General features: G+C 71.4%; 21 protein-coding genes. 13 read left to right on the forward strand and 8 right to left on the reverse strand.

Annotated elements, in window-relative coordinates:
• The 4 genes from M4J07_RS22270 to M4J07_RS22285 form a co-directional block, all read right to left on the reverse strand.
• Positions 1 to 570 (reverse strand): hypothetical protein, encoded by a 570-nt coding sequence (locus tag M4J07_RS22270; protein WP_255974632.1) that lies wholly within the window; start codon positions 568 to 570, stop codon positions 1 to 3.
• Positions 571 to 650: 80 nt separating this feature from the next.
• The gene (locus tag M4J07_RS22275) at positions 651 to 1,163 is read right to left on the reverse strand and encodes a hypothetical protein (protein ID WP_255974634.1); all 513 of its coding nucleotides are present in this window, start codon (positions 1,161 to 1,163) and stop codon (positions 651 to 653) included.
• An 83-nt stretch (positions 1,164 to 1,246) separates the two neighbouring features.
• Positions 1,247 to 2,053 carry a DUF4328 domain-containing protein gene (locus M4J07_RS22280; protein WP_255974636.1) on the reverse strand — a complete coding sequence of 269 codons (807 nt, stop codon included), beginning with the start codon at positions 2,051 to 2,053 and terminating at the stop codon, positions 1,247 to 1,249.
• A gap of 106 nt (positions 2,054 to 2,159) precedes the next feature.
• On the reverse strand, positions 2,160 to 3,752 hold the full coding sequence (locus M4J07_RS22285) for a beta-N-acetylhexosaminidase (protein WP_255974638.1): 1,593 nt from the start codon (positions 3,750 to 3,752) through the stop codon (positions 2,160 to 2,162).
• A gap of 364 nt (positions 3,753 to 4,116) precedes the next feature.
• Here M4J07_RS22285 and M4J07_RS22290 point away from each other — a divergent pair, with 364 nt between their 5' ends.
• The 5 genes from M4J07_RS22290 to M4J07_RS22310 all read left to right on the forward strand — a co-directional run bounded on the left by M4J07_RS22290 (position 4,117) and on the right by M4J07_RS22310 (position 8,174).
• A complete protein-coding gene (locus M4J07_RS22290; RefSeq protein ID WP_374215067.1) occupies positions 4,117 to 4,599 on the forward strand; it encodes a 2-oxo-4-hydroxy-4-carboxy-5-ureidoimidazoline decarboxylase in 483 nt (160 codons plus the stop codon).
• A 150-nt stretch (positions 4,600 to 4,749) separates the two neighbouring features.
• Entirely contained in the window at positions 4,750 to 5,130 is a 381-nt protein-coding gene (gene sdhC / locus M4J07_RS22295; RefSeq protein ID WP_111663982.1) for a succinate dehydrogenase, cytochrome b556 subunit, read from the forward strand.
• Positions 5,131 to 5,138: 8 nt separating this feature from the next.
• On the forward strand, positions 5,139 to 5,633 hold the full coding sequence (locus M4J07_RS22300; protein ID WP_255974641.1) for a succinate dehydrogenase hydrophobic membrane anchor subunit: 495 nt from the start codon (positions 5,139 to 5,141) through the stop codon (positions 5,631 to 5,633).
• Positions 5,634 to 5,652: 19 nt separating this feature from the next.
• On the forward strand, positions 5,653 to 7,407 hold the full coding sequence (gene sdhA / locus M4J07_RS22305; RefSeq protein ID WP_255974643.1) for a succinate dehydrogenase flavoprotein subunit: 1,755 nt from the start codon (positions 5,653 to 5,655) through the stop codon (positions 7,405 to 7,407).
• Complete coding sequence (locus M4J07_RS22310) at positions 7,407 to 8,174, forward strand: succinate dehydrogenase iron-sulfur subunit (RefSeq protein ID WP_255974645.1); 768 nt, start codon at positions 7,407 to 7,409, stop codon at positions 8,172 to 8,174. The genes sdhA and M4J07_RS22310 overlap by 1 nt, the downstream gene beginning before the upstream one ends.
• 65 nt (positions 8,175 to 8,239) lie before the next feature.
• Here M4J07_RS22310 and M4J07_RS22315 read toward each other — a convergent pair whose 3' ends face one another.
• Genes M4J07_RS22315 through M4J07_RS22325 form a run of 3 tightly spaced genes read right to left on the reverse strand, consistent with a single transcriptional unit; the run spans position 8,240 to position 11,610 of the window.
• On the reverse strand, positions 8,240 to 10,738 hold the full coding sequence (locus M4J07_RS22315) for a DUF4132 domain-containing protein (RefSeq protein WP_255974647.1): 2,499 nt from the start codon (positions 10,736 to 10,738) through the stop codon (positions 8,240 to 8,242).
• Entirely contained in the window at positions 10,738 to 11,133 is a 396-nt protein-coding gene (locus M4J07_RS22320; protein ID WP_255974649.1) for a hypothetical protein, read from the reverse strand. Before M4J07_RS22320 ends, M4J07_RS22315 begins: the two co-directional genes overlap by 1 nt.
• Positions 11,134 to 11,163: 30 nt before the next feature.
• A complete protein-coding gene (locus tag M4J07_RS22325; RefSeq protein ID WP_255974687.1) occupies positions 11,164 to 11,610 on the reverse strand; it encodes an Lrp/AsnC family transcriptional regulator in 447 nt (148 codons plus the stop codon).
• A gap of 151 nt (positions 11,611 to 11,761) precedes the next feature.
• On the opposite strand from M4J07_RS22325, the gene M4J07_RS22330 reads away from it, so the two are divergent.
• The 6 genes from M4J07_RS22330 to M4J07_RS22355 all read left to right on the forward strand — a co-directional run bounded on the left by M4J07_RS22330 (position 11,762) and on the right by M4J07_RS22355 (position 16,096).
• Positions 11,762 to 12,622: an SMP-30/gluconolactonase/LRE family protein gene (locus M4J07_RS22330; protein WP_255974689.1), complete on the forward strand. Its 861-nt coding sequence runs from the start codon at positions 11,762 to 11,764 to the stop codon at positions 12,620 to 12,622.
• A 44-nt stretch (positions 12,623 to 12,666) separates the two neighbouring features.
• The gene (locus tag M4J07_RS22335) at positions 12,667 to 13,074 is read left to right on the forward strand and encodes a VOC family protein (RefSeq protein ID WP_255974651.1); all 408 of its coding nucleotides are present in this window, start codon (positions 12,667 to 12,669) and stop codon (positions 13,072 to 13,074) included.
• Between the two features lie 147 nt (positions 13,075 to 13,221).
• Entirely contained in the window at positions 13,222 to 13,629 is a 408-nt protein-coding gene (locus M4J07_RS22340) for a hypothetical protein (protein ID WP_255974653.1), read from the forward strand.
• The gene (locus M4J07_RS22345) at positions 13,626 to 14,168 is read left to right on the forward strand and encodes a thiol-disulfide oxidoreductase DCC family protein (RefSeq protein ID WP_255974655.1); all 543 of its coding nucleotides are present in this window, start codon (positions 13,626 to 13,628) and stop codon (positions 14,166 to 14,168) included. Before M4J07_RS22340 ends, M4J07_RS22345 begins: the two co-directional genes overlap by 4 nt.
• Before the next feature lie 83 nt (positions 14,169 to 14,251).
• Positions 14,252 to 14,881, forward strand: coding sequence for a TetR/AcrR family transcriptional regulator (locus M4J07_RS22350; protein WP_255974691.1), 630 nt, complete (start codon positions 14,252 to 14,254; stop codon positions 14,879 to 14,881).
• Positions 14,882 to 14,938: 57 nt separating this feature from the next.
• Positions 14,939 to 16,096: a D-alanyl-D-alanine carboxypeptidase family protein gene (locus M4J07_RS22355; RefSeq protein ID WP_255974657.1), complete on the forward strand. Its 1,158-nt coding sequence runs from the start codon at positions 14,939 to 14,941 to the stop codon at positions 16,094 to 16,096.
• Positions 16,097 to 16,114: 18 nt separating this feature from the next.
• Here the strand turns inward: M4J07_RS22355 and M4J07_RS22360 are convergent, their stop codons facing one another.
• Positions 16,115 to 18,532: an MMPL family transporter gene (locus M4J07_RS22360; protein ID WP_255974693.1), complete on the reverse strand. Its 2,418-nt coding sequence runs from the start codon at positions 18,530 to 18,532 to the stop codon at positions 16,115 to 16,117.
• A 168-nt stretch (positions 18,533 to 18,700) separates the two neighbouring features.
• On the opposite strand from M4J07_RS22360, the gene M4J07_RS22365 reads away from it, so the two are divergent.
• Positions 18,701 to 19,438: a response regulator transcription factor gene (locus M4J07_RS22365; RefSeq protein ID WP_255974659.1), complete on the forward strand. Its 738-nt coding sequence runs from the start codon at positions 18,701 to 18,703 to the stop codon at positions 19,436 to 19,438.
• Positions 19,435 to 20,743: sensor histidine kinase (locus tag M4J07_RS22370; RefSeq protein ID WP_255974661.1), on the forward strand; the 1,309-nt coding region annotated here is incomplete at its 3' end. The genes M4J07_RS22365 and M4J07_RS22370, both read left to right, overlap by 4 nt.

A 20,743-nucleotide genomic window follows, 5' to 3' on the forward strand; every position in this document is an offset into this window, starting at 1 on the left:
TCAGACGCGGCCTCTGGCCCGCCGCGACACGACCGCGCGCAGCACCCTGCGTCCCTCGGTCGACAGGTCGAGCGCCTGCCGGAGCCCGCCCGCGCCGCCGCCGGTGAGCAGCTCCAGGATCCGGGTCTGGCGGCGCAGTTCGGCGGCGACGAGCGGCGACATGCCCTCCGTGCGGCCCTCGCGGCGCGCGCTCACGCTCGCCGCGGAGCCCGCCCGCTCGGGGACAGTGTCCAGCATCCGGTGCACCTGGAGCGCCGCCACCGAGCAGGCGTCGGCCCAGCTCCGCCAGCCCTCGGCGCCCGCCGTGTCGGGCGTGGCGCCCAGCATCCGCCGCACCAGCTCCGCCGCCTCGCCGTCCGCGCCGGCCCCGTCGAGCGCGCCCCGCGCCACGGCGAGCCGCTCGCGCCAGCCCGCACCGTCCTCGGCGAGGCTCGCCCACAGCGGGCGCAGCACCTCGTCTTCGCTGGCCGCGTCGCCGCCGAGCAGCGGCAGGCACCGGTCGAGGCAGGCGAGCCCGCTTGCGGCGAGGCTGCGTTCATCGGCCTGCGCGATCAGTTCCACCAGGCTCATGGACGTACGCCTCCCCGACGCGGACCCGGCAATTCCCCTTCAGGACTACGGGTCTTACAGCGCCGTGCCGGCCCGGAACGTCACAGGGAGGCCACCCCGAGCCGGTCCAGGAAGCGGAAGAACAGCTCCTCCGCCGACGGGTCGGCGTCCGCGCGCAGCACGTCGTGCAGCGGCTGTTCCGGCACGGTCCGGCCGCACTCGGCGGCCCAGGCGACGGCCCGCTCCGCGGCGTCGCGCGGCGGCAGGAAGTAGTCCTCCAGGGAACGCTCGTCCCCGCCGATGTACCCGGCCATCGCGGTGCGCCCCAGACACGTCGTCCACGCCCCGCTCTCCGGCGCCGCCGCCTCGACGACGGCGCAGTCGGAGTCCATGACGTACGCGAACAGAGCGGGTGAACCCGTCTCCGCCGCGAGGGAGTTCATGCTGCCGACGTCCCGGGTCTGCTCCCCCGATCCGCCGGGGCACTCCCACACCTGCCAGCCCTCGGCCCGCTCCTCAAGCAGCGTCAGCTCGTCCCGCACCCCGCCCAGGGCGTCGAGCTCCTTCAGCGGACGCCCACTTCTGGCCACTACGTAATAGCCCCAGTAGCCCATACCCGTGCCCCCGTCCCGGTGTTCTTCGCGGCTCTGGCCGAATAGACCACAGGGTCCGGGGACTTCGCCACCGGAAACGCGAACTAGGGCCGGTACGCCCCCGCCATGACCTTCTGGTTCTGCAGCGCGGTGAGGGACCGGACGAAGAGGATCGCGAAGGCGGCACTGACGATGTCGACGGCGTCCGAGACCACGACGGCGCCGGTGGCGTCCTTGATGTCGGTGAGGGTCTCCGCCTCCTCGTACCAGGTCCCCAGGAGCCAGGAGGTCGACGTGGCCGCCAGCCACAGGAACCACCAGCAGTCGACCCGCCAGCGTCCCCACCGGCCCGCCGGTTCGCTCGCGGCCCAGATGTCCAGCGCGATCCGCCGCGGGAACCACAGATTGGCGATCGGCACCACGAAGCCGAACAGCACCCAGGGCCGCGCCTTGCTGTGCCCGTCGGGCGCGAAGACCTCGCCGTTGTGCCGCACACGGAACAACCACGCGATGAACATGACGCCGGTGGCGAGGAAGACGTACCACTGCAGCTTCCCGGCCAGCGCGTACGACTCGTCGAGCCGCGCCAGGTCGGCCGTGCGGCCGTCCTGTCCGGCCAGCAGGTCGGAGAGGACCCGGAACTCCTGGACCCCCACCACGATGGCGAACAGGTCGGTCACGACGACCACGGCGAGCAGGACCGTCACGGCCAGCGCGAACGCGTTCGGCGACAGCGGCAGCGCCCCCATCGTCCGGAACGGCGGTGCCGGCCGTACGGGCGGCACCGGCGCGTCGGGCACCACGTCGGGCCCCGGCGCGGGCGTCAGCGACCCGAACGCCTCGTCGGCGCAGCGCGCACACAGCCCGTCCTCGACCAGCGCATGGCCCTTCCCGCATTTTCTGCACAGCACAGCTGCGCCCCTCCCCAGGGAACACCGCGGATGTTCCGGCCCCCCGGCCGCGCGGCCTGCGGAACATAAGGCTCCGCGGGTCGCGCTGTCCACCCGTATACGCAGGTCAGCCGCTCAGCTTGGCGGCCAGCTCGACGAACTGCGACCAGCTCAGCTCCGGCTTCTCCGCGTCCCACAGCTTCTGGGCGGTCGCCCGCAGCGGCATCCGGACGCCCTGCGCGACCTGGTCCTGGGTCTGCGCGGACGCGATGTCGCACCACACGGCGAAGGAGCCGCCGAGGATCTGGTCGTCGTACTTCGCCGGGACCGGCGTGGTCCCGCGCAGCACGAGCGGCGTCCAGCTCTCGTAGATCCGCTGCCCGGTCGGGTACACGAAGGTGTTGGGCTGGCCGAGCACGTAGTACAGGTACTCGTCGTTGAAGTTGGTCATCCTGCGGCCGGCGCTCAGATACGTGGCGGGCTCGCGCGCCCCGATCTCCTTGCCGGTCCAGTACGCGACTTCCAGGTCCTTGTGCGCCTCCACGACGCCACCGGTGAAGAACCCGTCGTTCCAGGCCTTCAGGTGCCGGTCGAAGGGCTGCATGGTCCGCACCCGGTCGTTGAGCCAGCCGGTGGCGAGGTCCTTGACCCGGGCGTTCGACCCGTACCGCGCCCGCGCCGCCGCGGCCAGCTGCGGGTAGGACGCCTCGGGGTTCGTCTTCGTCAGCGCCTGGTACTCGTCGGCGCCCAGGTGCCAGTACGCGCCCTTGAAGAGCTCCGCGTACTCCTTCAGCAGGTCGTCCACGATCTGCGCGGCGGCCGGCTTGGAGATGTCGACGGCGCCGCGCGTGGGCACCCCGCCCACGTCGCGCAGCTGGAGGTCGGGGTGGGCGCGGATGACGGCGCCGAGGTGTCCCGGCGAGTCGATCTCCGGCACCACGGTCACGTGGCGCTCGGCGGCGAGCTCCAGGATCTCCTGGACCTGCGCCTTCGTCAGGTGCTCGGCCGACACGATCTCCGGATGCGAGTCGGACTCGATGCGGAACGACTGGTCGTCGGAGAAGTGCAGCCCCAGCTGGTTGTACTTGAGGTCCCCGATCTCCCGGATCCGGTCCTTGATCCAGTCGACGGTGAAGTGCTTGCGCGCGATGTCCAGGTTGAAGCCGCGCTGCGGCTTGGCCGGCTCGTCGTCGACGACGCCCTCGGGTGCGGTCCCGCCGCCGTGCACCTCCTGCTTGAGGGTGCGCGTCCCGTAGAACACGCCGGTGTCGCTCGGTCCGACGATCCGCACCCGGCCGTCGGACACGGTCATCCGGTACGACTCGGCGTTCGCGCCGCGCGCCCCGCCGAGCGCCAGCTCGACGTCGCCGGGCCCGGCCTTCTCGTCGTCGCCGAACGTCAGCCCCAGTTCGCCGGCGACGAGCCGCCCCTCGTCGGCCAGTTCCCCGTCCCGCACGACGACCTTCCCGCCGTCCGGCTGCCACCCGGGCCCGCGCGCCGGAGTGAAGTCGCGCACCGCGGGGATCGTGCGCGGGGGTGAGGAGAGGGGGTACGAGCGGGTGGGCGAGGGCGTGGGCGAGGCGGAGGCACTGGTCCGCCCGGCCACCGGCGTGGCACCACCGTCGTCCTCAGGGTCGGGCCACACCACGGCGGTCACGACGACGGCCCCGACGGCCACGACGACGGCCCCTCCCAACAGGGCCTTCCGCTCACGCTCCACGAACCCTCACTCCCTCAGGGGCGGGGAACCGCGCGATCGACCACAACGAACCCGCACCCGCCAACGATCATCACCCCTACGGTGGCGGGGCGCCCCCGCAGCCCCCGCAACGTCCACCTCGGCTCCCCAAACTCTCCCGTCCGAGTGAAATTCGCGCATCCGTCGGACACCCGCAATCAGCCATCGCTAGCGTTGCGACACACACACGATCCACACATCCAGCCCACGTTCCCGCCGGAGGCACCCGCTGGCCGCGCACCGCCCCCCTCACGTACCCGGCCGCCTGCCCATACCGGCCCAGGCCACACCACACGGGGGACTCACCCACTTCAACGCGCTGCCGCAGGACGCCGCCGAGCAGGCCCTGCTCAGCTGCTGCGGCAGCCGCGCCTGGGCCCACCGGCTCGCCGCCCACCGCCCGTACCCGGACCTGGACGCGCTGCTCGCCGCGGCCGACGAGGCGGGGTACGACCTCTCGCCAGCCGACATGAGCGAGGCCCTGGCCTGCGAGGACCTGCCGGTCCCGCCGGACGCCGCCGCCTACGCGGCCGCGTTCACGGCGCTCGCCGCGGCGCACTCGGCGTACGAGGACCGCTTCGGACACGCCTTCGTGATCTGTCTGGACGACATCGCCCCCGGCGAGGCCCTCGACCACCTGCTCGCCGGGCTGCGCGACCGCCTCGGCAACGACCGGGAGGAGGAGCGGGTGCTCGCCGCGGAGGAGCTGCGGCGGCTCGCCCGGGGCCGCATCACGCGACATATCCGTAATCTCCCGCCCGCCCGGAGTGAGAACACCGGCGAGGCCCGGCGAGAAAGCATCGGCAATAGCCCGTACGTGCCTGTTTGATTGCCTGTTTGATCACACCAGAGGCCCCCGGGCGAGCGAGCCGACAACTCGTCGATACGATGACGAGCGGCCGGTGGACCGTACCCGGCCGGGCCCGACCGACAGTGAAGCCGGCGCGGCCCTCAGTCCCCGCTCCCGGAGGGTTCTTCCGTGCCGGCTGGAACGCTGTACCGCGGCCGGGAAGGCATGTGGTCGTGGGTGGCTCATCGAGTCACCGGTGTCCTCATTTTCTTCTTCCTGTTCGTACACGTCCTGGACACCGCTCTCGTCCGCGTCTCCCCCGAGGCGTACGACGATGTTGTCTCCACCTACAAGACGCCGATCGTCGCGCTGCTGGAGTACGGCCTCGTCGCCGCCATCCTGTTCCACGCGCTCAACGGCCTGCGTGTGATCGCCGTCGACTTCTGGTCGAAGGGCCCGCGCTACCAGAAGCAGATGCTCTGGACCGTCGTGGGCATCTGGGTCGTCCTGATGGTCGGGGCCCTGTACCCCGTCCTCGGCCACGCCGTCCGTGAACTCTTCGGGAGCTGAGGCCAGACATGTCTGACACCACCCTCACCAAGTCGGACGGCACGTCCGGCGTCGGCCCCGTCGAGGGCGCCCCCGTCTACGACGTCGACAACCCGGCTCCGTACATCGAGGCCCCCCGCAAGCGCACCTCGAAGACCCCGCGCTCGACGCGCGGCAACTTCGAGATGGCCGCCTGGCTGTTCATGCGCCTGTCGGGTGTCGTCCTCGTCGTTCTGGTCATCGGCCACCTGCTCATCCAGCTCGTCCTCGACGGCGGCGTCTCCAAGGTCGGCTTCGCGTTCGTCGCGGGCCGCTGGGCGTCCCCGTTCTGGCAGGGCTGGGACCTGCTCATGCTGTGGCTCGCGATGCTGCACGGCGCCAACGGCCTGCGTACCGTGATCAACGACTACGCCGAGCGCCCCCAGACCCGTATGTGGCTGAAGGGCCTGCTGTACGCCGCGACGGTCTTCACCGTCCTGCTGGGCACGCTGGTGATCTTCACCTTCGACCCGAACATCCGTTAAAGCCGAGGCGAGCGAACCCGTGAAGATTCACAAGTACGACACCGTCATCGTCGGCGCCGGTGGCGCGGGCATGCGCGCGGCCATCGAGTCGACCAAGCGCAGCCGCACCGCCGTGCTGACCAAGCTCTACCCCACCCGCTCCCACACGGGCGCCGCGCAGGGCGGCATGGCCGCCGCGCTGGCCAACGTGGAGGAGGACAACTGGGAGTGGCACACCTTCGACACGATCAAGGGCGGCGACTACCTGGTCGACCAGGACGCCGCCGAGATCCTGGCGAAGGAGGCCATCGACTCGGTCCTCGACCTGGAGAAGATGGGCCTGCCGTTCAACCGCACCCCGGACGGCACCATCGACCAGCGCCGCTTCGGCGGTCACTCCCGCAACCACGGCGAGGCGCCGGTCCGCCGGTCCTGCTACGCCGCGGACCGCACGGGCCACATGATCCTCCAGACGCTGTACCAGAACTGCGTCAAGGAGGGCGTGGAGTTCTTCAACGAGTTCTACGTCCTGGACCAGCTCCTCGTCGAGGAGGACGGCGTCAAGAAGTCCGCCGGTGTGGTCGCCTACGAGCTGGCCACCGGCGAGATCCACGTCTTCCAGGCGAAGTCGGTCATCTACGCCTCCGGCGGCACCGGCAAGTTCTTCAAGGTGACGTCGAACGCGCACACGCTGACCGGTGACGGCCAGGCCGCCTGCTACCGCCGGGGTCTGCCGCTGGAGGACATGGAGTTCTTCCAGTTCCACCCGACCGGCATCTGGCGCATGGGCATCCTGCTGACGGAGGGCGCCCGCGGTGAGGGCGGCATCCTCCGCAACAAGGACGGCGAGCGCTTCATGGAGAAGTACGCGCCGGTCATGAAGGACCTCGCGTCCCGTGACGTCGTGTCCCGCTCCATCTACACGGAGATCCGTGAGGGGCGCGGCTGCGGTCCCGAGGGCGACCACGTCTACCTCGACCTCACGCACCTGCCGCCGGAGCAGCTGGACGCCAAGCTCCCGGACATCACCGAGTTCGCGCGCACCTACCTCGGCATCGAGCCCTACACGGACCCGATCCCGATCCAGCCGACCGCGCACTACGCCATGGGCGGCATCCCGACGAACGTCGAGGGTGAGGTCCTCAGCGACAACACCACCGTCGTCCCCGGCCTGTACGCCGCCGGTGAGGTCGCCTGCGTGTCGGTGCACGGCGCCAACCGCCTCGGCACCAACTCGCTGCTGGACATCAACGTCTTCGGGCGTCGCGCCGGCATCGCCGCCGCCGAGTACTCCCACACGGCAGCCTTCGTCGAGCTCCCGGAGAACCCGGCGTCGCTGGTCGAGGAGACCGTCGAGCGCCTGCGCAACTCCACCGGCACCGAGCGCGTGGCCGTCCTGCGCAACGAGCTGCAGGAGTGCATGGACGCCAACGTGATGGTGTTCCGCACGGAGCAGACGATCAAGACGGCCGTCGAGAAGATCGCCGAGCTGCGCGAGCGCTACAAGAACGTGGCGATCCAGGACAAGGGCAAGCGGTTCAACACCGACCTCCTGGAGGCCATCGAGCTGGGCAACCTGCTCGACCTGGCCGAGGTCATGGCGACGTCCGCGCTGGCCCGCAAGGAGTCCCGCGGCGGTCACTACCGCGAGGACTTCCCGAACCGCGACGACGTCAACTTCATGCGCCACACCATGGCGTACCGCGAGGTCGGCGACGACGGCAACGAGTCCATCCGTCTCGACTACAAGCCGGTCGTCCAGACCCGCTACCAGCCGATGGAGCGTAAGTACTGATGGCTACTCCGACCATGGACAAGCTGGAGGCCCTGGAGAACGACTCCACGTCCTCGCACCTCATCACGGTCACCTTCCGGATCCGCCGGTTCAACCCGGAGATCTCGGCCGAGGCCGTGTGGGAGGACTTCCAGCTGGAGATCGACCCGAAGGAGCGCGTGCTCGACGGTCTCCACAAGATCAAGTGGGAGCTCGACGGCACGCTGACGTTCCGTCGCTCCTGCGCGCACGGCATCTGCGGGTCCGACGCGATGCGCATCAACGGCAAGAACCGCCTTGCCTGCAAGACGCTCATCAAGGACATCAACCCCGAGAAGCCGATCACGGTCGAGGCCATCAAGGGCCTCACCGTGCTGAAGGACCTCGTGGTCGACATGGACCCGTTCTTCCAGGCGTACCGCGACGTCATGCCGTTCCTCGTCACCAAGGGCAACGAGCCGACGCGTGAGCGTCTGCAGTCCGCCGAGGACCGTGAGCGCTTCGACGACACCACCAAGTGCATCCTGTGCGCCGCGTGCACGTCGTCCTGCCCGGTGTTCTGGAACGACGGCCAGTACTTCGGTCCTGCCGCGATCGTGAACGCCCACCGCTTCATCTTCGACTCGCGCGACGAGGCCGGGGAGCAGCGCCTGGAGATCCTCAACGACCGTGACGGCGTGTGGCGTTGCCGCACCACCTTCAACTGCACGGACGCCTGCCCGCGTGGCATCGAGGTCACCAAGGCGATCCAGGAAGTGAAGCGCGCGCTGATCACGCGCCGCTACTGACCTTCCGGTCGCACCTGCTGGTCCGTGGACCCCGCCCCCTTCCGGGAGCGGGGTCCACGCCGTTCTCAGCGGCGTATCTGGCTGAGGATCGTGGGGTCCGTGATCTTCGTGTCGTCGGCCAGCAGCATCGCCTTGCTGAGCACGACGGCCAGGGTCCGGTCGCCCTCGAAGGGGAGGTAGCCGGTCTGCGGGGCGGCGCCCGCGCCCGACTTGGGGACGATGCACAGGTACTGGTCGTTCGGCGTCATCAGGATGTTCCCCGAACCCAGGTGGATCTTGTACGTGTGCAGCTCGCCCTTGACGTGCAGGAAGCGGCCCTCGAGCGTGCACCGGTCGGCGATGGCGAGGCGCGGCACCAGCCGTTCGAGCAGCACGCGGCGGGTCTGCGCGCTCTGGTTCAGCTCGCCGAAGCCGTACGACGCCCAGTACTCACGGAACCGGCCGCCGGGGCCGCCGTCCTGCCACGTCGGGTCGTTGCCCACGCTGGCCACGCCCACGAACAGGTCCACGTCGCGCAGGACTTCGGACAGGACGAGCGGCGGCACGTCGGTGAGCGGCAGCGGCTCGACGGGGTCCGCGCCGTCGCGCAGCCACATGCGGTACTCGCCGCCGCAGCAGTGCGCCGAGTTCTCCGGAGAGTCGATCGGGTAGAAGCGGACCTGGTCGGTGCGCAGCCGCAGATAGCTGCCCGACTCGGTGGTGTCCGTGCCGTACTCCTCGCCGTCCCCCTCGATCCAGTACTCGGCGCGCAGCCCCCACTGCGGCAGGTCGCGGGAGGCGGGCGGCGCCTCGTCGTCGACGCACAGCCGCAGCTTGTTGCGCCAGCCGCGGACCGCGGCGAGGGAGTGGAACTGGTGCTGGCGGACGATGTGCGCCGCGAACCGGTTCGAGTACGTGCCCGTCGTGCGCTCGGCGTCGGTGAGCAGGTACACCTCGCGGTGGGCCTGCTTGAACGGCTGGGTGATGGCGTGCCGCTCCAGCCAGTCGCGCCAGGCGACGATCTCGGCGGGCTCGCGGCCGACGGGGTGCCAGAGGGTGACCTCCGTGCCGTCCGCCACCGGGTCGTCCGTGAGGGTCCGCAGGGCGCCGTCCGCGTATCCCGCGGGCGTGCCGTCGACCGTCCACAGCAGGCGGCGGGCGAGGGTGCCGACCAGCGGGTGGTCCAGGTAGCGCTCGCGCCAGGTGGCGTACGACCAGGTGCGCCGGGCGAGGAACTGCCGGTCGAGGCGCTCGGCCTGGGCGCTGAGCATCTTGTCGATGTCCTTGGCCGCGGCCTTCAGTTCCTTGAGCTCGTCCGGGTGGTCGCGCTTGACGGCGGCCGGGACGGACTTGACCGCCTTGCCGCTCGCGCCGCGCCACGTGAGGTGGGCCTTGGCGCCCCGGACCTCCAGCAGGGCGGCGCTGTCGCCGAGTTCGACCTCGACGCGTCCGACCTCGGTCAGGCCGTAGGCGGGCACGGCCAGTTCCTCGATCTCCTCGCGGGTGAGGCCGAGGGCCGCCGCGCGGGCTTCGAGGGCGGTGTCGAGGAGTTTGAGCGTGCCCTTGTACGTGACGCGGGTGCCGAGGCGGGCCAGCTCGGCGAGGGCGGCTTCACCGTCGATGCGCGCCAGCGCGTTGACCCCGGCGTTGGCCACCTTGGGGTTGACCGGGCCGAGTCCCGGGACCTTCTTGAGCGCGGTCTCGACGAGGGCGCCGAGGGCCCGGGCGGTGTCCTGGTGGGCGGGCAGCAGCGCGAGGATCCAGGTGAGGCCGCGCAGGGCGTCCGTGTTGTACGCGTCGAACGTCGCGTTCGGGTCGGCGCCCCAGCCGCGGTGCAGCAGCGGACGGGTGCGGGGCCGGCCCACGAGCCGCAGCCAGTGCGTCAGCCGCTCCCGGACCGCTTCGCCGTCGAGGGGCTCGATCAGGGTGCGCGCGGCCGCGTCCCACTTGGCGGAGGGGCGGGCGGCCGAGGCGGTCCGGGCGTGGGCGAGCAGCTCACGCCACGGCGCGCCGCGTTCGGCGACGTCGGCGAGGGCCGCGTCGGACCAGGCCTCGCCGGGGTTCAGCACGGGGTCGGTCAGTCGTTTCACGAGTGCTCCGAGTCCCTCGGGGACCCGCCACCGGGTCAGGCAGGTGCGGCGGACGACCGCGACGAACTCCCCGGGCAGCTCGTGGCCGTCGGCCAGTTCGAGCTCGGCGAGCCGGAGCAGCTGGCGGTCGTCGTAGTGGACGTCCTGCTCGACGGCGAGCCGGATCAGGGCGGGGCGCAGGTCCTGCGGACCGCCCGGCTCCCCGGTGCGCACCTCGCCGACGGCGCCCAGCAGCGCCACGATCGAACGGCGCCCGGCCGCGCCCTCGTCCAGATCGGCGTACCGCCCGGCGAGGGCGTGCACCAGCCGCGCCCGGTACGACTCGTCCGCGCCGCGCAGCGCGTCCACGACCTTGCGCCCCAGGTGGCCCCAGTGGTCGTCGGCCATGGCGCCCAGCGCGAGGAGTTCGGGCACGAGCGCCTCGGTCTCCCCCGCCTCGATCAGGTCGAGGATCACGTCGACCAGGCGCGCGTACTCCGCGGGTGACTCGATCATCAGCCACCCACCAGCGCGACGAGCTTCAGAAAGGTCACCTCGACGCCGAGCGGCAGCTCGATCTCCTCGTCCGGCTCCGTGACCTGGCGGTCGCCGACCAGCACCAGGAACCCGTTCCCCTCGAACGCCGCCTGGGCGCGGGCCGCCTGCGCCTCGGGGTCGATCCGGCGCGGTGTGCGCAGCGCGTACCCGTTCAGCACGCGCTCCGTGTCCTCGGGCTGGACGAGGCCCTGGAACACCTGCGGAGCGGACCGCGCGTTGAACTCCGCGACCTCCTGGAAGACCCTGCGCCGGATCAACTCCCGCACCGTGAGCCGCTCCTCGGCGATCTCCAGGCCGAAGGCCGGGCCCCTGCCCCCTGATGTCGTCTCGTCGACGAACGTCACCATTCCCATGCCGAGGACAGTAGGGCCGGGCACTGACAATCAGCCGGTGCCGCCCGCCGCGACGCCCCGCTCGAAGAACGTCTCCAGGGACACGGTGGCCTGCGTCCCGCTGACCCCCTCGATCGCGTACAAGCGCCGCAGCACGTCCTGGAGTTGCCCGGTGGTTGCGGTGCGGACCTTGACCAGGACCGAGGCGCTGCCCGCGATGACATGGGCCTCCACGAGTTCGGGGATCGCCGCGAAGGCGTCCGCCGACTCGCCCATCCACGCCGACGACTCGACCATCACGAAGGCGAGGACGCCCTGGCCGAGCGCGGCCGGGTCCACGTCGACGGTCGTGCGCCGGATCACGCCCCGCTCGCGCAGCTTCCGCACGCGCTCGTGCGCGGCGCCCGCCGAGAGGCCCGCTTCCTTGCCGAGGGCGGCGTAGGAGGTGGTCGCGTCCTGCTGGAGCGCCGCGATGAGCCTGCGGTCGATGTCGTCCACGATCTGCATGGCGCAACCGTATCCCGTTCTGCCATAGTCGGTACAGACAGGATGAGGTTCAGCACCGCACCCGTAGAGGATGATCGTGTCCATAGATACCGTTCCCGTGTCGTACGAGGTCCTGGACGAGCGCTTCCGTACCGGACGCTGCATGAACGGCGACGACCGGATGCAGGTCCTGCACACCGGCGGCCGCTGGGTCGAGGGGCCCGTCTACCTGCCCGCCTGGCGGCAGTTGATCTGGAGCGACATCCCGAACGACCGGCTGCTGCGCTGGGACGAGACCAGCGGCGCGGTGAGCGTCTTCCGCTCCCCCGCCGGGCACACCAACTGCAACACCCTGGACCGCGAGGGCCGGCTGATCAGCTGCGAGCAGGGCGGCCGGCGGGTGACCAGGACCGAGCACGACGGGCGGATCACCGTGCTCGCCGACCGCTGGCAGGGCAAGCGGCTGAACAGCCCGAACGACGCGGTGGTGCGCTCGGACGGCTCGGTGTGGTTCTCCGACCCGGACTTCGGGATCACCAGCGACTACGAGGGGTTCCGCGCGGAGTCCGAGATCGGGGCCAACAACGTCTACCGGATCGATCCCGACAGCGGCGAGGTACGGCTCGTCGCCGACGGCTTCGGGGCGCCGAACGGGCTCGTCTTCTCCCTCGACGAAAGTCAGCTGTACGTCTCCGACACCCGGTCCGGCGTGATCCGCGTCTTCGACGTGCGCGACGACGGCACGCTCTCCGACGGCAAGGTCTTCGCCGAGATGCGGGACGGCTACGGGCGGTTCGACAACATCCGCTTCGACGACGGCGGACGCCTGTGGGCCGCGGCCATGGACGGCGGCGTGCACTGCTACGCCCCGGACGGCACCCTGCTCGGCCGGCTGCTGACCCCGGAGCCGGTCGCCAACGTCGCGTTCGGCGGGGCCAAGAACAACATCATGTTCCTCGCCGCGTCGACCTCCGTGTACTGCCTGATGACCGCCGTGACCGGGGCGCCACGGATTCGCCGATGAGCACATGAGCGGGGATGTGACCGATTCATGGCTAATCTGACGTTATGTCACTTGAGCTGGCTCCGGGCATCCTCGGCTTCGACAACGTCCTGCTCCCCGTCGGGGACCTGCCCGAGGCCGTCGCCTTCTACGAGCGCGCCGGGTTCCCCGTGAAGTTCCGCCTCGACGAGGCCGGGATCGCGCTGCTCGGCGTGGGCAAGGAGACGCCGGGGCTGCTGCTGCGCGCCGAGGACGACTACGGGCACCGCCCGCCGCCGTGGCCCGCGGCCCGGCTGTGGCTGGAGGTGCCGGACGCCCGCGCCGCCGCCGACGCACTGACGGCGGCGGGCGTCGAGCCCCTCGACCCGCCCTTCTCCACCTCCACCGGATACGTCGTCGAGTTCGCCGACCCGTGGGGCAACGTCATCGGGTTCACCGACTACCTCAAGCGCCCGGAGCTGGCGCGGAGTTGAGCATTCCGGTTCAGCCTCCGGACCACTCACCGAACCACCTCCCCTGAGACGCCCGTCACGTACGACAACTCTCGCTTGAACGTGTTCAAAAACAGGTCTACATTCATGCCTGTCAGCGTTTTTGAACGCGTTCAAGGAGGGTGGGGCATGGACCTCACAGTTGTCGCTTACGTCGTCTACCTCGTCGTCAGCATCGGTCTGACCATCTGGGTGGCGCGCACCCTCAGCCGTAACGGCAGGATCTTCCTGGCCGACGTCCTGCACGGGAACGAGAAGCTCGCCGACGCCGTGAACCACCTCCTGGTGGTGGGCTTCTACCTGGTGAACCTCGGGTTCGTGGCGCTCTACCTGAGCGGCGACGAGGACATCGCCACCACCCGCGAGGTCTTCGAGGCCCTCTCGACCAAGCTCGGCGTCGTCCTCCTCGTGCTCGGCGTGATGCACCTGGGCAACGTCTACGTCCTCAACAAGATCCGGCGGCGCGGCGTCATGGAGCGCGAGCAGCAGCCGCCGGTCCCGCCGCAGGGGTGGGCCGCTCCGGTGGCCGGGGCGTGACAGCGGTGGGAGCCCCCGCGGGGGCGGCCGAGGACCGGGACGCCCGGGGGGACGTCCCGGTCCGCCGGCTGACGGTGCTGTACGACGCCGAGTGCCCGCTCTGCACGTACCTGCGGAACTGGCTGGTGAAGCAGCGCCAATTGGTGCCGCTCGACCTGGTGCCCGCGGGACACTCCCGGGCCCGGGCGCTGTTCCCCGGCCTCGACCACGCCGCCACCCTCAGCGACATCACCGTCATCGGGGACGGCGGGCAGATCTACCGCGGCGCCGCCGCCTGGATCGTCTGCATGTGGGCGCTGCGCGACCACCGGGCCACGGCCCACCGGATGGCCACGCCCGCCGGGATGAAGATCGCCAAGCAGATGGTGCTGGGCGCCGCCAAGTACCGGGAGCACACCCGGGACCGGCAGGCCGGGGGCGGCGCCTACCGCAGGGCGGACGGGTGGACGTACGACCCGAAGGACGGCTGGTTCTACGAGGCGTACGGCTACGCGGACGAGCCGCCCGCCTGTGACAGCTCCTGCCGCCCGGGCGATTAGGCTCGGGGACCGTGGCAGCAGAGAAAGCCGAGAGCAAGGGCGCGAAGAGCGAGCAGACGCGCGCGCTGATCCTGGAGACCGCGATGCGGCTCTTCCGGGAGCGGGGCTACGACAAGACCACGATGCGGGCCATCGCCCAGGAGGCCGGGGTCTCGGTCGGCAACGCGTACTACTACTTCGCGGGCAAGGAACACCTCATCCAGGGGTTCTACGACCGGATCGCCGCGGAGCACCAGGCGGCGGTCCGGCCCGTGCTCGACGCGGAGACCGATCTGGAGAAGCGGCTCGCGGGCGTGCTGCGGGTGTGGCTGGAGATCGCCGAGCCGTACCACGAGTTCGCGGCCCAGTTCTTCAAGAACGCGGCGGACCCCGAGTCCCCGCTCAGCCCGTTCTCACCGGAGTCGGAGCACGCGCGGGAGGCCGCGATCGACGTGCACCGGGAGGTGCTGCGCGGCTCCAAGGCGAAGGTTCCGACGGAACTCGCCGAGATCCTGCCCGAGTTGATGTGGCTGTCCCAGATGGGCCTCGTCCTGTACTGGGTGTTCGACAGCTCGCGGGACCGCGAGCGCAGCCGGCGGCTCGCCGAGCGGGGGGCCCGGCTGACCACCCGGGGCGTGGCCCTCGCCCGGTTCCGGGTGCTGCGGCCACTCGTCCTGGAGGTGCACGAGCTGTTCACCGACTTCCTGCCGGGGATGACCCGCCCCCGGCCCTGAGGCCGGCGCCGGGGACCCTCTTACCCGGGTCTCAGCCGGGGCCGGTACGGTCACGGAATGCCCGGTACCACCTCGCACTCCGCCCCGCTCAGCCGTCGTGCCACCCTCGGTCTGGGCCTCGGCGCGAGCGCCGCTCTCGCCCTGCCCGCGCAGCGGGCCTCCGCCGCGAGCGCGGTCGGCGGGGAGCGGCTCGCCGCGTCCGGGGTGCAGGTGCGGCGCGGCGCGGGGGCGCCGAAGCTGCCGGGGCTCGCCGCGAAGGCGTGGCTGATCGCCGACGACGACAGCGGCGAGGTGCTCGCCTCGTACGACGCCCACCGTGCGCTGCCGCCCGCCTCCACGCTCAAGATGCTCTTCGCGGACACGGTCCTGCCGGAGTTCGCGCACGACCTGAAGCACAAGGTGACCGCCGAGGACCTGGCGGGCATCCCGGCGGGCTCCAGCCTCGTCGGCATCCAGGCCGGGACCACGTACACCGTCCACCAGCTGTGGCAGGGCGTCTTCCTGCGCTCGGGGAACGACGCGGTGCACGTGCTCGCCTCGATGTACGGCGGCGTCGACAAGGCCGTCGCGGCGATGCAGGCCCGCGCCGAGGACCTGCAGGCGGGCGACACGCACGTCGTCAGCCCGGACGGCTTCGACCACCCGGGGCAGGTCTCGTCGGCGTACGACCTCACGCTGTTCGCCCGCGCCGGACTGCGCAACAAGGACTTCCGCGGGTACTGCGCCACGAAGGTCGCCGACTTCCCTGCGGGCGGCGGCAAGACGTTCCAGATCCAGAACACCGACCGTCTGCTGACCGGGCAGGGGGTCACCCCGTACGAGGGGCTGATCGGCGTCAAGAACGGCTACACCTCGCACGCGGGCAACACCTTCACCGGCGCCGCGACCCGCGACGGCCGCACCCTGCTCGTCACCGTCATGCACCCCAAGGCGGGCTACGAGGCGGTGTACGAGGAGACGGCCGCGCTGCTCGACTGGGGCTTCGCGGCCGGCGACAAGGTGCGGGCCGTCGGGGAACTGGTCACGCCGCTGAGCGAACAGCCGAAGAAGGCCGCCGCCGCGTCCCCGGCTGCGGGCGCCCCGGCCGCCGCCGTGAAGTCCGGCGGCGGCGAGGGCTGGGCGCTCGGCGGGTCCGCCGCGGTCGCGGCCCTCGCGGGCGGCGGGCTGCTGGCCCTGCGCCGCCGGGCGCGGCCGACCGGCAGGCGACGCGCGTAGGGCCCCGGCGCCGGTCCCCTACGGCGTCGCGTCCACGTCGTCCGGCAGCTCCACGTCGTACACCAGGGGCTGCTCCCCCACCGTGATGTGCCGGGCCAGCGGCGCCAGTTGACGGTCCGTCACCACCAGGACGTACGCCCCGGGCTCCGGCACGGACACGATGTACGACCCGTCGGCGAGCGAGCTGACCCGGTCCAGCTGGCGGCCGCCGCGCGAGATGAGGGTGACCGTGGCACCGGCCAGCGGGTCCCCGTCCGGTGCGCGCAGGAACCCGTGCACCACGGTCGGCCCGCCCGGCCGCTCCACCGCGGGCGGCGCGGCCTGCGCGGGCACGGCGGCCTCCCGCGGCTCCACCGCCAGGTGCGGCAGCCGGCGCTCCAGCCAGGTGGGCAGCCACCAGTTGGCGCGGCCGAGCAGGTGCATCGCCGCCGGCACCAGCGCCGTCCGCAGGATGAACGCGTCGAGCGCGACCGCCGCCGCGAGCCCGATCCCGGCCATCGCGCCCTCCATGTCGCCGCTCAGCACGAACGCGGAGAACACGCACACCATGATCAGCGCCGCGCAGTTGATGACCCGGCTGGTCTCGGCGAGACCGACCCGCACCGCCCGCGCGTTGTCCTTCGTGTGCACCCACTCCTCGTGCATCCGGCTCACCAGGAACACCTGGTAGTCCATGGAGAGGCCGAACAGCAGCGACAGCATGATCACCGGCAGGAACGCGGTGATCGGCCCCTCCTTGCCGAGGCCGAGGGCCTCCGCTCCCCAGCCCCACTGGAAGACCGCGACGAGGACGCCGAACGAGGCTGCCGCCGCGATCAGGTTCATCAGCGCCGCCGTCAGCGGCACCACCAGCGAGCGGAACGCGATCAGCAGGAGCAGGAAGCCGAGCGCGATGATCGTGCCGACGAAGTACGGCAGCCGGTCCCCGGTCACCGCCGCGAAGTCCTTGAACACCGCGGTCACGCCGCCGACATGGGCCTCGACCCCGGCCCGCGGGATCACGTCGTCGCGCAGCCGGTCGATGAGTTCGTCGGTCTCGACGGACTGCGGCGAGGTGGTGGGGACGACCTGGACGACGGAGACCCCGTTCGCGGGCGGCAGCGGCGCGACCTGCGCGACGCCCTCGGTCGTACGGATGCGCGCCGCGAGGTCCGTGGCGTCGGCGCCGCCGGGGACGACGACCTGGAGCGGGCCGTTGAACCCGGGCCCGAAGCCCTCCGCGAGGAGGTCGTAGGCCTGCCGGGTGGTCGTCGACTCCTTGTGGTTGCCCTGGTCCGTGGCGCCGAGCCGCAGTGAGAGCACCGGGATCGCGAGGACCAGCATGACGACGACGGCCGCCGCGCCGACGGTCCGCGGCTGCTTCTGGACGAACGCCGACCAGCGCGCCGCGAGACCGCTCGCCTCCGGCGACTCGGGCCCGTCCGCGGCCAGCCTGCGGCGCTGGCGGCGGCTGAGGACGCGCGGCCCGAGCATCCCGAGGAGGGCGGGCAGCAGCGTGATCGCCGCGAGGACGGAGAGCACGACCGTCAGGGACGTGGCGACGACGACGCCGTCGAGGAAGCGCATGTTCATCACGAGCATCCCGGCGAGCGCGATGCAGACGGTTCCGCCCGCGAACAGCACGGCGCGCCCGGAGGTGTTGAGCGACTGGACCGCCGACTCCTCCGGGTCCAGGCCGCGCTGGATGCCGCGCCGGTGCCGGGTGACGATGAACAGGGCGTAGTCGATGCCGACGCCGAGTCCGATCAACGAGCCGAGCAGCGGCGCGACTTCGGGCACGTTCGTGACGTGGCTGAGCAGCGCCGTCGACATGAGCCCCGTACCGACGCCCATGATCGCGACGACGATGGGCAGCACCATCGCGAACAGCGAGCCGAACGCCAGGAACAGCACCACCGCGGCGGCCACGATGCCGACGGCCTCGGAAAGGCCCTGCGGCGGTTCCTGCACGCGGGTGATCGCCTGACCGCCCAACTCGACCTGCAGTCCGCTGCGTTCGGCCGCCTGCGCGCGGTCGACGACGTCCTGGACGAGCTCCTTGGGCACCTCGTTGGCCTGCTCGGTGAAGGTCACCTGGGCGAAGGCGATGGTGCCGTCCCGGCTGATCTGGCCGGGCGCCTTCCCGTACGGTCCGGTGACCTCGCCGACGCCCTTCAGCGCGGTGATGTCCTTCAGCGCGGGCTCGATCCTGGACCGTACGGCCGCGTCCCGCACGGAGCCCTCGCCGGTCTTCCAGACGATGGTGTCGGTGTCGCCCGCGCTCTCCGGGAAGGCCTTCGCCATCAGGTCGTACGCGGTCTTGGAATCGGTGTCGGGCAGGGAGAACACGTTCGAGTAGTCGGTGCCCGCCACGGTGCCGCCGGCCCCGAGGCCGAACAGCGCCCCCAGCCACAGCACAAGGACCACGATGCGGTGCCGAAAGCACCACCGTGCCAATGCCGTCACGTCGCTCGCTCCTTGTCGATCGTCGGGTGGCCGTCCCCCGGGCGTGGGCCTCAGCATCCGACGGCGGGGCCGCGGAACGCCGCGCCCCGCCCATGACTCTCAAGGAACTCCAAAACGGACAGGGTCGGCCGGATCGGCGAGGAGGCCGATACTTGGCTCATGACGGTCAACGGCACGGACCCTGAACAGGAAACCCCCGAACAGGCGCCCGCCACGGTGCTGCTCGTCGAGGACGAGCCGAGCATCGCCGACGTCCTCGCGATCGCCCTGCGCTACCACCGCTTCGAGGTCATGACGGCGGGCACCGTGCGCCAGGCCCTCACCCTCACCGAGCGGACCAGGCCGGACGTGGCCCTGCTCGACATCATGCTGCCGGACGGCGACGGCCGGGCCCTCGGCCGTGAACTGCGGGCCCGGCAGCCCGACCTGGCGCTGGTGTTCCTCACCGCGCGCGACGCGCCCGCCGAGGTCGTCGGCGCGCTCGGCTTCAGCGACGACTACATCACCAAGCCGTTCAACATCGACGAGGTGATAGCCCGGATCCGCGCCGTCCTGCGCCGCACCCGGGCCACCGACGTCCTGCCGCAGCGGCCCCCGCTGACCTACGGCGACCTGGAACTCGACGAGGCGACGTACACCGCCCACCGGGCCGGCCGCACCGTGCAGCTGACCCCGACCGAGTACGCGCTGCTCCGCTTCCTCGTGCGCAACGGCGGCCGGGTCGTCCCCAAGGAACAACTCCTGCGCCACGTCTGGCAGTTCGAGCACGCGGCCACCGCCGAGTCGACGGTCGTCGAGACGTACATCAGCTATCTGCGGCGCAAGCTCGACGCGCTCGGCCCGCCCCTGATCACGACCCGGCGCGGCGTCGGCTACGGCCTCGCGGCGGCGACGTGAAGCGGCGGCGGCACGGCACGCACTCGCTGCGCGCCAAGCTCACCCTCACGAACGTGGCGCTGGTCGCGCTCGGCATCGCCGCCGCGACCGCGGTCAGCCTGATGTCCATGCGGCACTACCTGCTCGACAGCATCGACCAGGAACTGAAGTCGTCCCGCACCTCGATCCAGCACACCGGCATCACCCTCAAACAGGTCCAGGCGCTCAGCGAACTGGGCATCGCCCTCGACAAGATGCAGCCGTCCGACGAGGGCGGGCAGGTGGGCGGGCTGCCCGGCGCCAAGTCGCTGTTCGTCGCCGTCGACGCACACGGCGATCCGGTCGCCGTCGGCACCCTGCGGCCGACACAGCGCCAGCGCGCCCTGGCCGCCGCCGTCGACGACCCGCGCGCCCTCGCCCGCGACACCTCCGTGCGCGATCTGACCCTCGACGACGATCCGTACCGCGTCGTCGGCGCCCACCTGGCCGACGACACCACCGTCCTCATCGCGACCTCCACGGCCGATCTGCAGTCCGGCATCCGCAAGGTGCTGCGGCTCGATCTCGCCTTCGGCATCGCCCTGTTGACGCTGCTCGCCGTGCTCACCATGATCGGCGCGCACCGGAGGCTGCGCCCCCTGGAGGACATGGTGGAGACCGCGTCCGCGATCGCCGAGGGCGATCTGACCCGGCGGGTGCCCTCGCGCCGCGACCCCGTCCAGGAGACGGAGCAGCTCCGGCTCGCCCTCAACTCGATGCTGCACCAGGTCGAATCGGCCTTCGAGACGCGCGAACGCACCGCGTCCCAGCTGCGCCGTTTCGTCGCCGACGCCTCGCACGAACTGCGCACGCCGCTGTCGGCGATCCGCGGCTACCTCCAGCTCTACGACAAGGGGATGCTGCGCGACCCGGAGGAGCGGGCCCGCGCCTGGCAGCGGGTGAACGCCGAGGCCGACCGCATGCAGAGGCTCGTCGACGAACTCCTCACCCTGGCCCGCCTCGACCAGCATCCCGAACTCCGGTTCAGGAACGTCGACGTGAGCCGGCTGGTGCGGGACGCCGCGGACGACCTGCGGGTGCAGCAGCCGGACCGGCCGGTGACCGTGACCGCCGACGGGGCGGTGCTGGTGCGGGCCGACGAGTCGGGGCTGCGCCAGGTCCTGGGCAATCTGGTCGGCAACGTCCGCGTGCACACCCCGGTGGACGCGCCGGTCGCGCTGGCCGTGACCAGGGAGGCCGGGGTGGTCCGGCTGATCGTGGCCGACGAGGGTCCTGGCCTCGCCGCGGACGACGCGGCCCGCGTCTTCGACCGGTTCTTCCGGGCGG

Source organism: Streptomyces longispororuber (genome assembly GCF_024448165.1).
GTDB classification, from domain to species: Bacteria; Actinomycetota; Actinomycetes; order Streptomycetales; family Streptomycetaceae; genus Streptomyces; species Streptomyces longispororuber_A.

What these genes read in the sequence shown, in the direction of transcription:
- M4J07_RS22270 (WP_255974632.1), bottom strand. Translation starts at nt 570, where the DNA reads ATGAGCCTGGTGGAACTGATCGCGCAGGCCGATGAACGCAGCCTCGCC.
- M4J07_RS22275 (WP_255974634.1), bottom strand. Translation starts at nt 1,163, where the DNA reads ATGGGCTACTGGGGCTATTACGTAGTGGCCAGAAGTGGGCGTCCGCTG.
- M4J07_RS22300 (WP_255974641.1), top strand. Translation starts at nt 5,139, where the DNA reads ATGTCTGACACCACCCTCACCAAGTCGGACGGCACGTCCGGCGTCGGC.
- M4J07_RS22310 (WP_255974645.1), top strand. Translation starts at nt 7,407, where the DNA reads ATGGCTACTCCGACCATGGACAAGCTGGAGGCCCTGGAGAACGACTCC.
- M4J07_RS22315 (WP_255974647.1), bottom strand. Translation starts at nt 10,738, where the DNA reads ATGATCGAGTCACCCGCGGAGTACGCGCGCCTGGTCGACGTGATCCTC.
- M4J07_RS22320 (WP_255974649.1), bottom strand. Translation starts at nt 11,133, where the DNA reads ATGGGAATGGTGACGTTCGTCGACGAGACGACATCAGGGGGCAGGGGC.
- M4J07_RS22330 (WP_255974689.1), top strand. Translation starts at nt 11,762, where the DNA reads ATGAACGGCGACGACCGGATGCAGGTCCTGCACACCGGCGGCCGCTGG.
- M4J07_RS22335 (WP_255974651.1), top strand. Translation starts at nt 12,667, where the DNA reads ATGTCACTTGAGCTGGCTCCGGGCATCCTCGGCTTCGACAACGTCCTG.
- M4J07_RS22340 (WP_255974653.1), top strand. Translation starts at nt 13,222, where the DNA reads ATGGACCTCACAGTTGTCGCTTACGTCGTCTACCTCGTCGTCAGCATC.
- M4J07_RS22350 (WP_255974691.1), top strand. Translation starts at nt 14,252, where the DNA reads ATGCGGCTCTTCCGGGAGCGGGGCTACGACAAGACCACGATGCGGGCC.
- M4J07_RS22355 (WP_255974657.1), top strand. Translation starts at nt 14,939, where the DNA reads ATGCCCGGTACCACCTCGCACTCCGCCCCGCTCAGCCGTCGTGCCACC.
- M4J07_RS22365 (WP_255974659.1), top strand. Translation starts at nt 18,701, where the DNA reads ATGACGGTCAACGGCACGGACCCTGAACAGGAAACCCCCGAACAGGCG.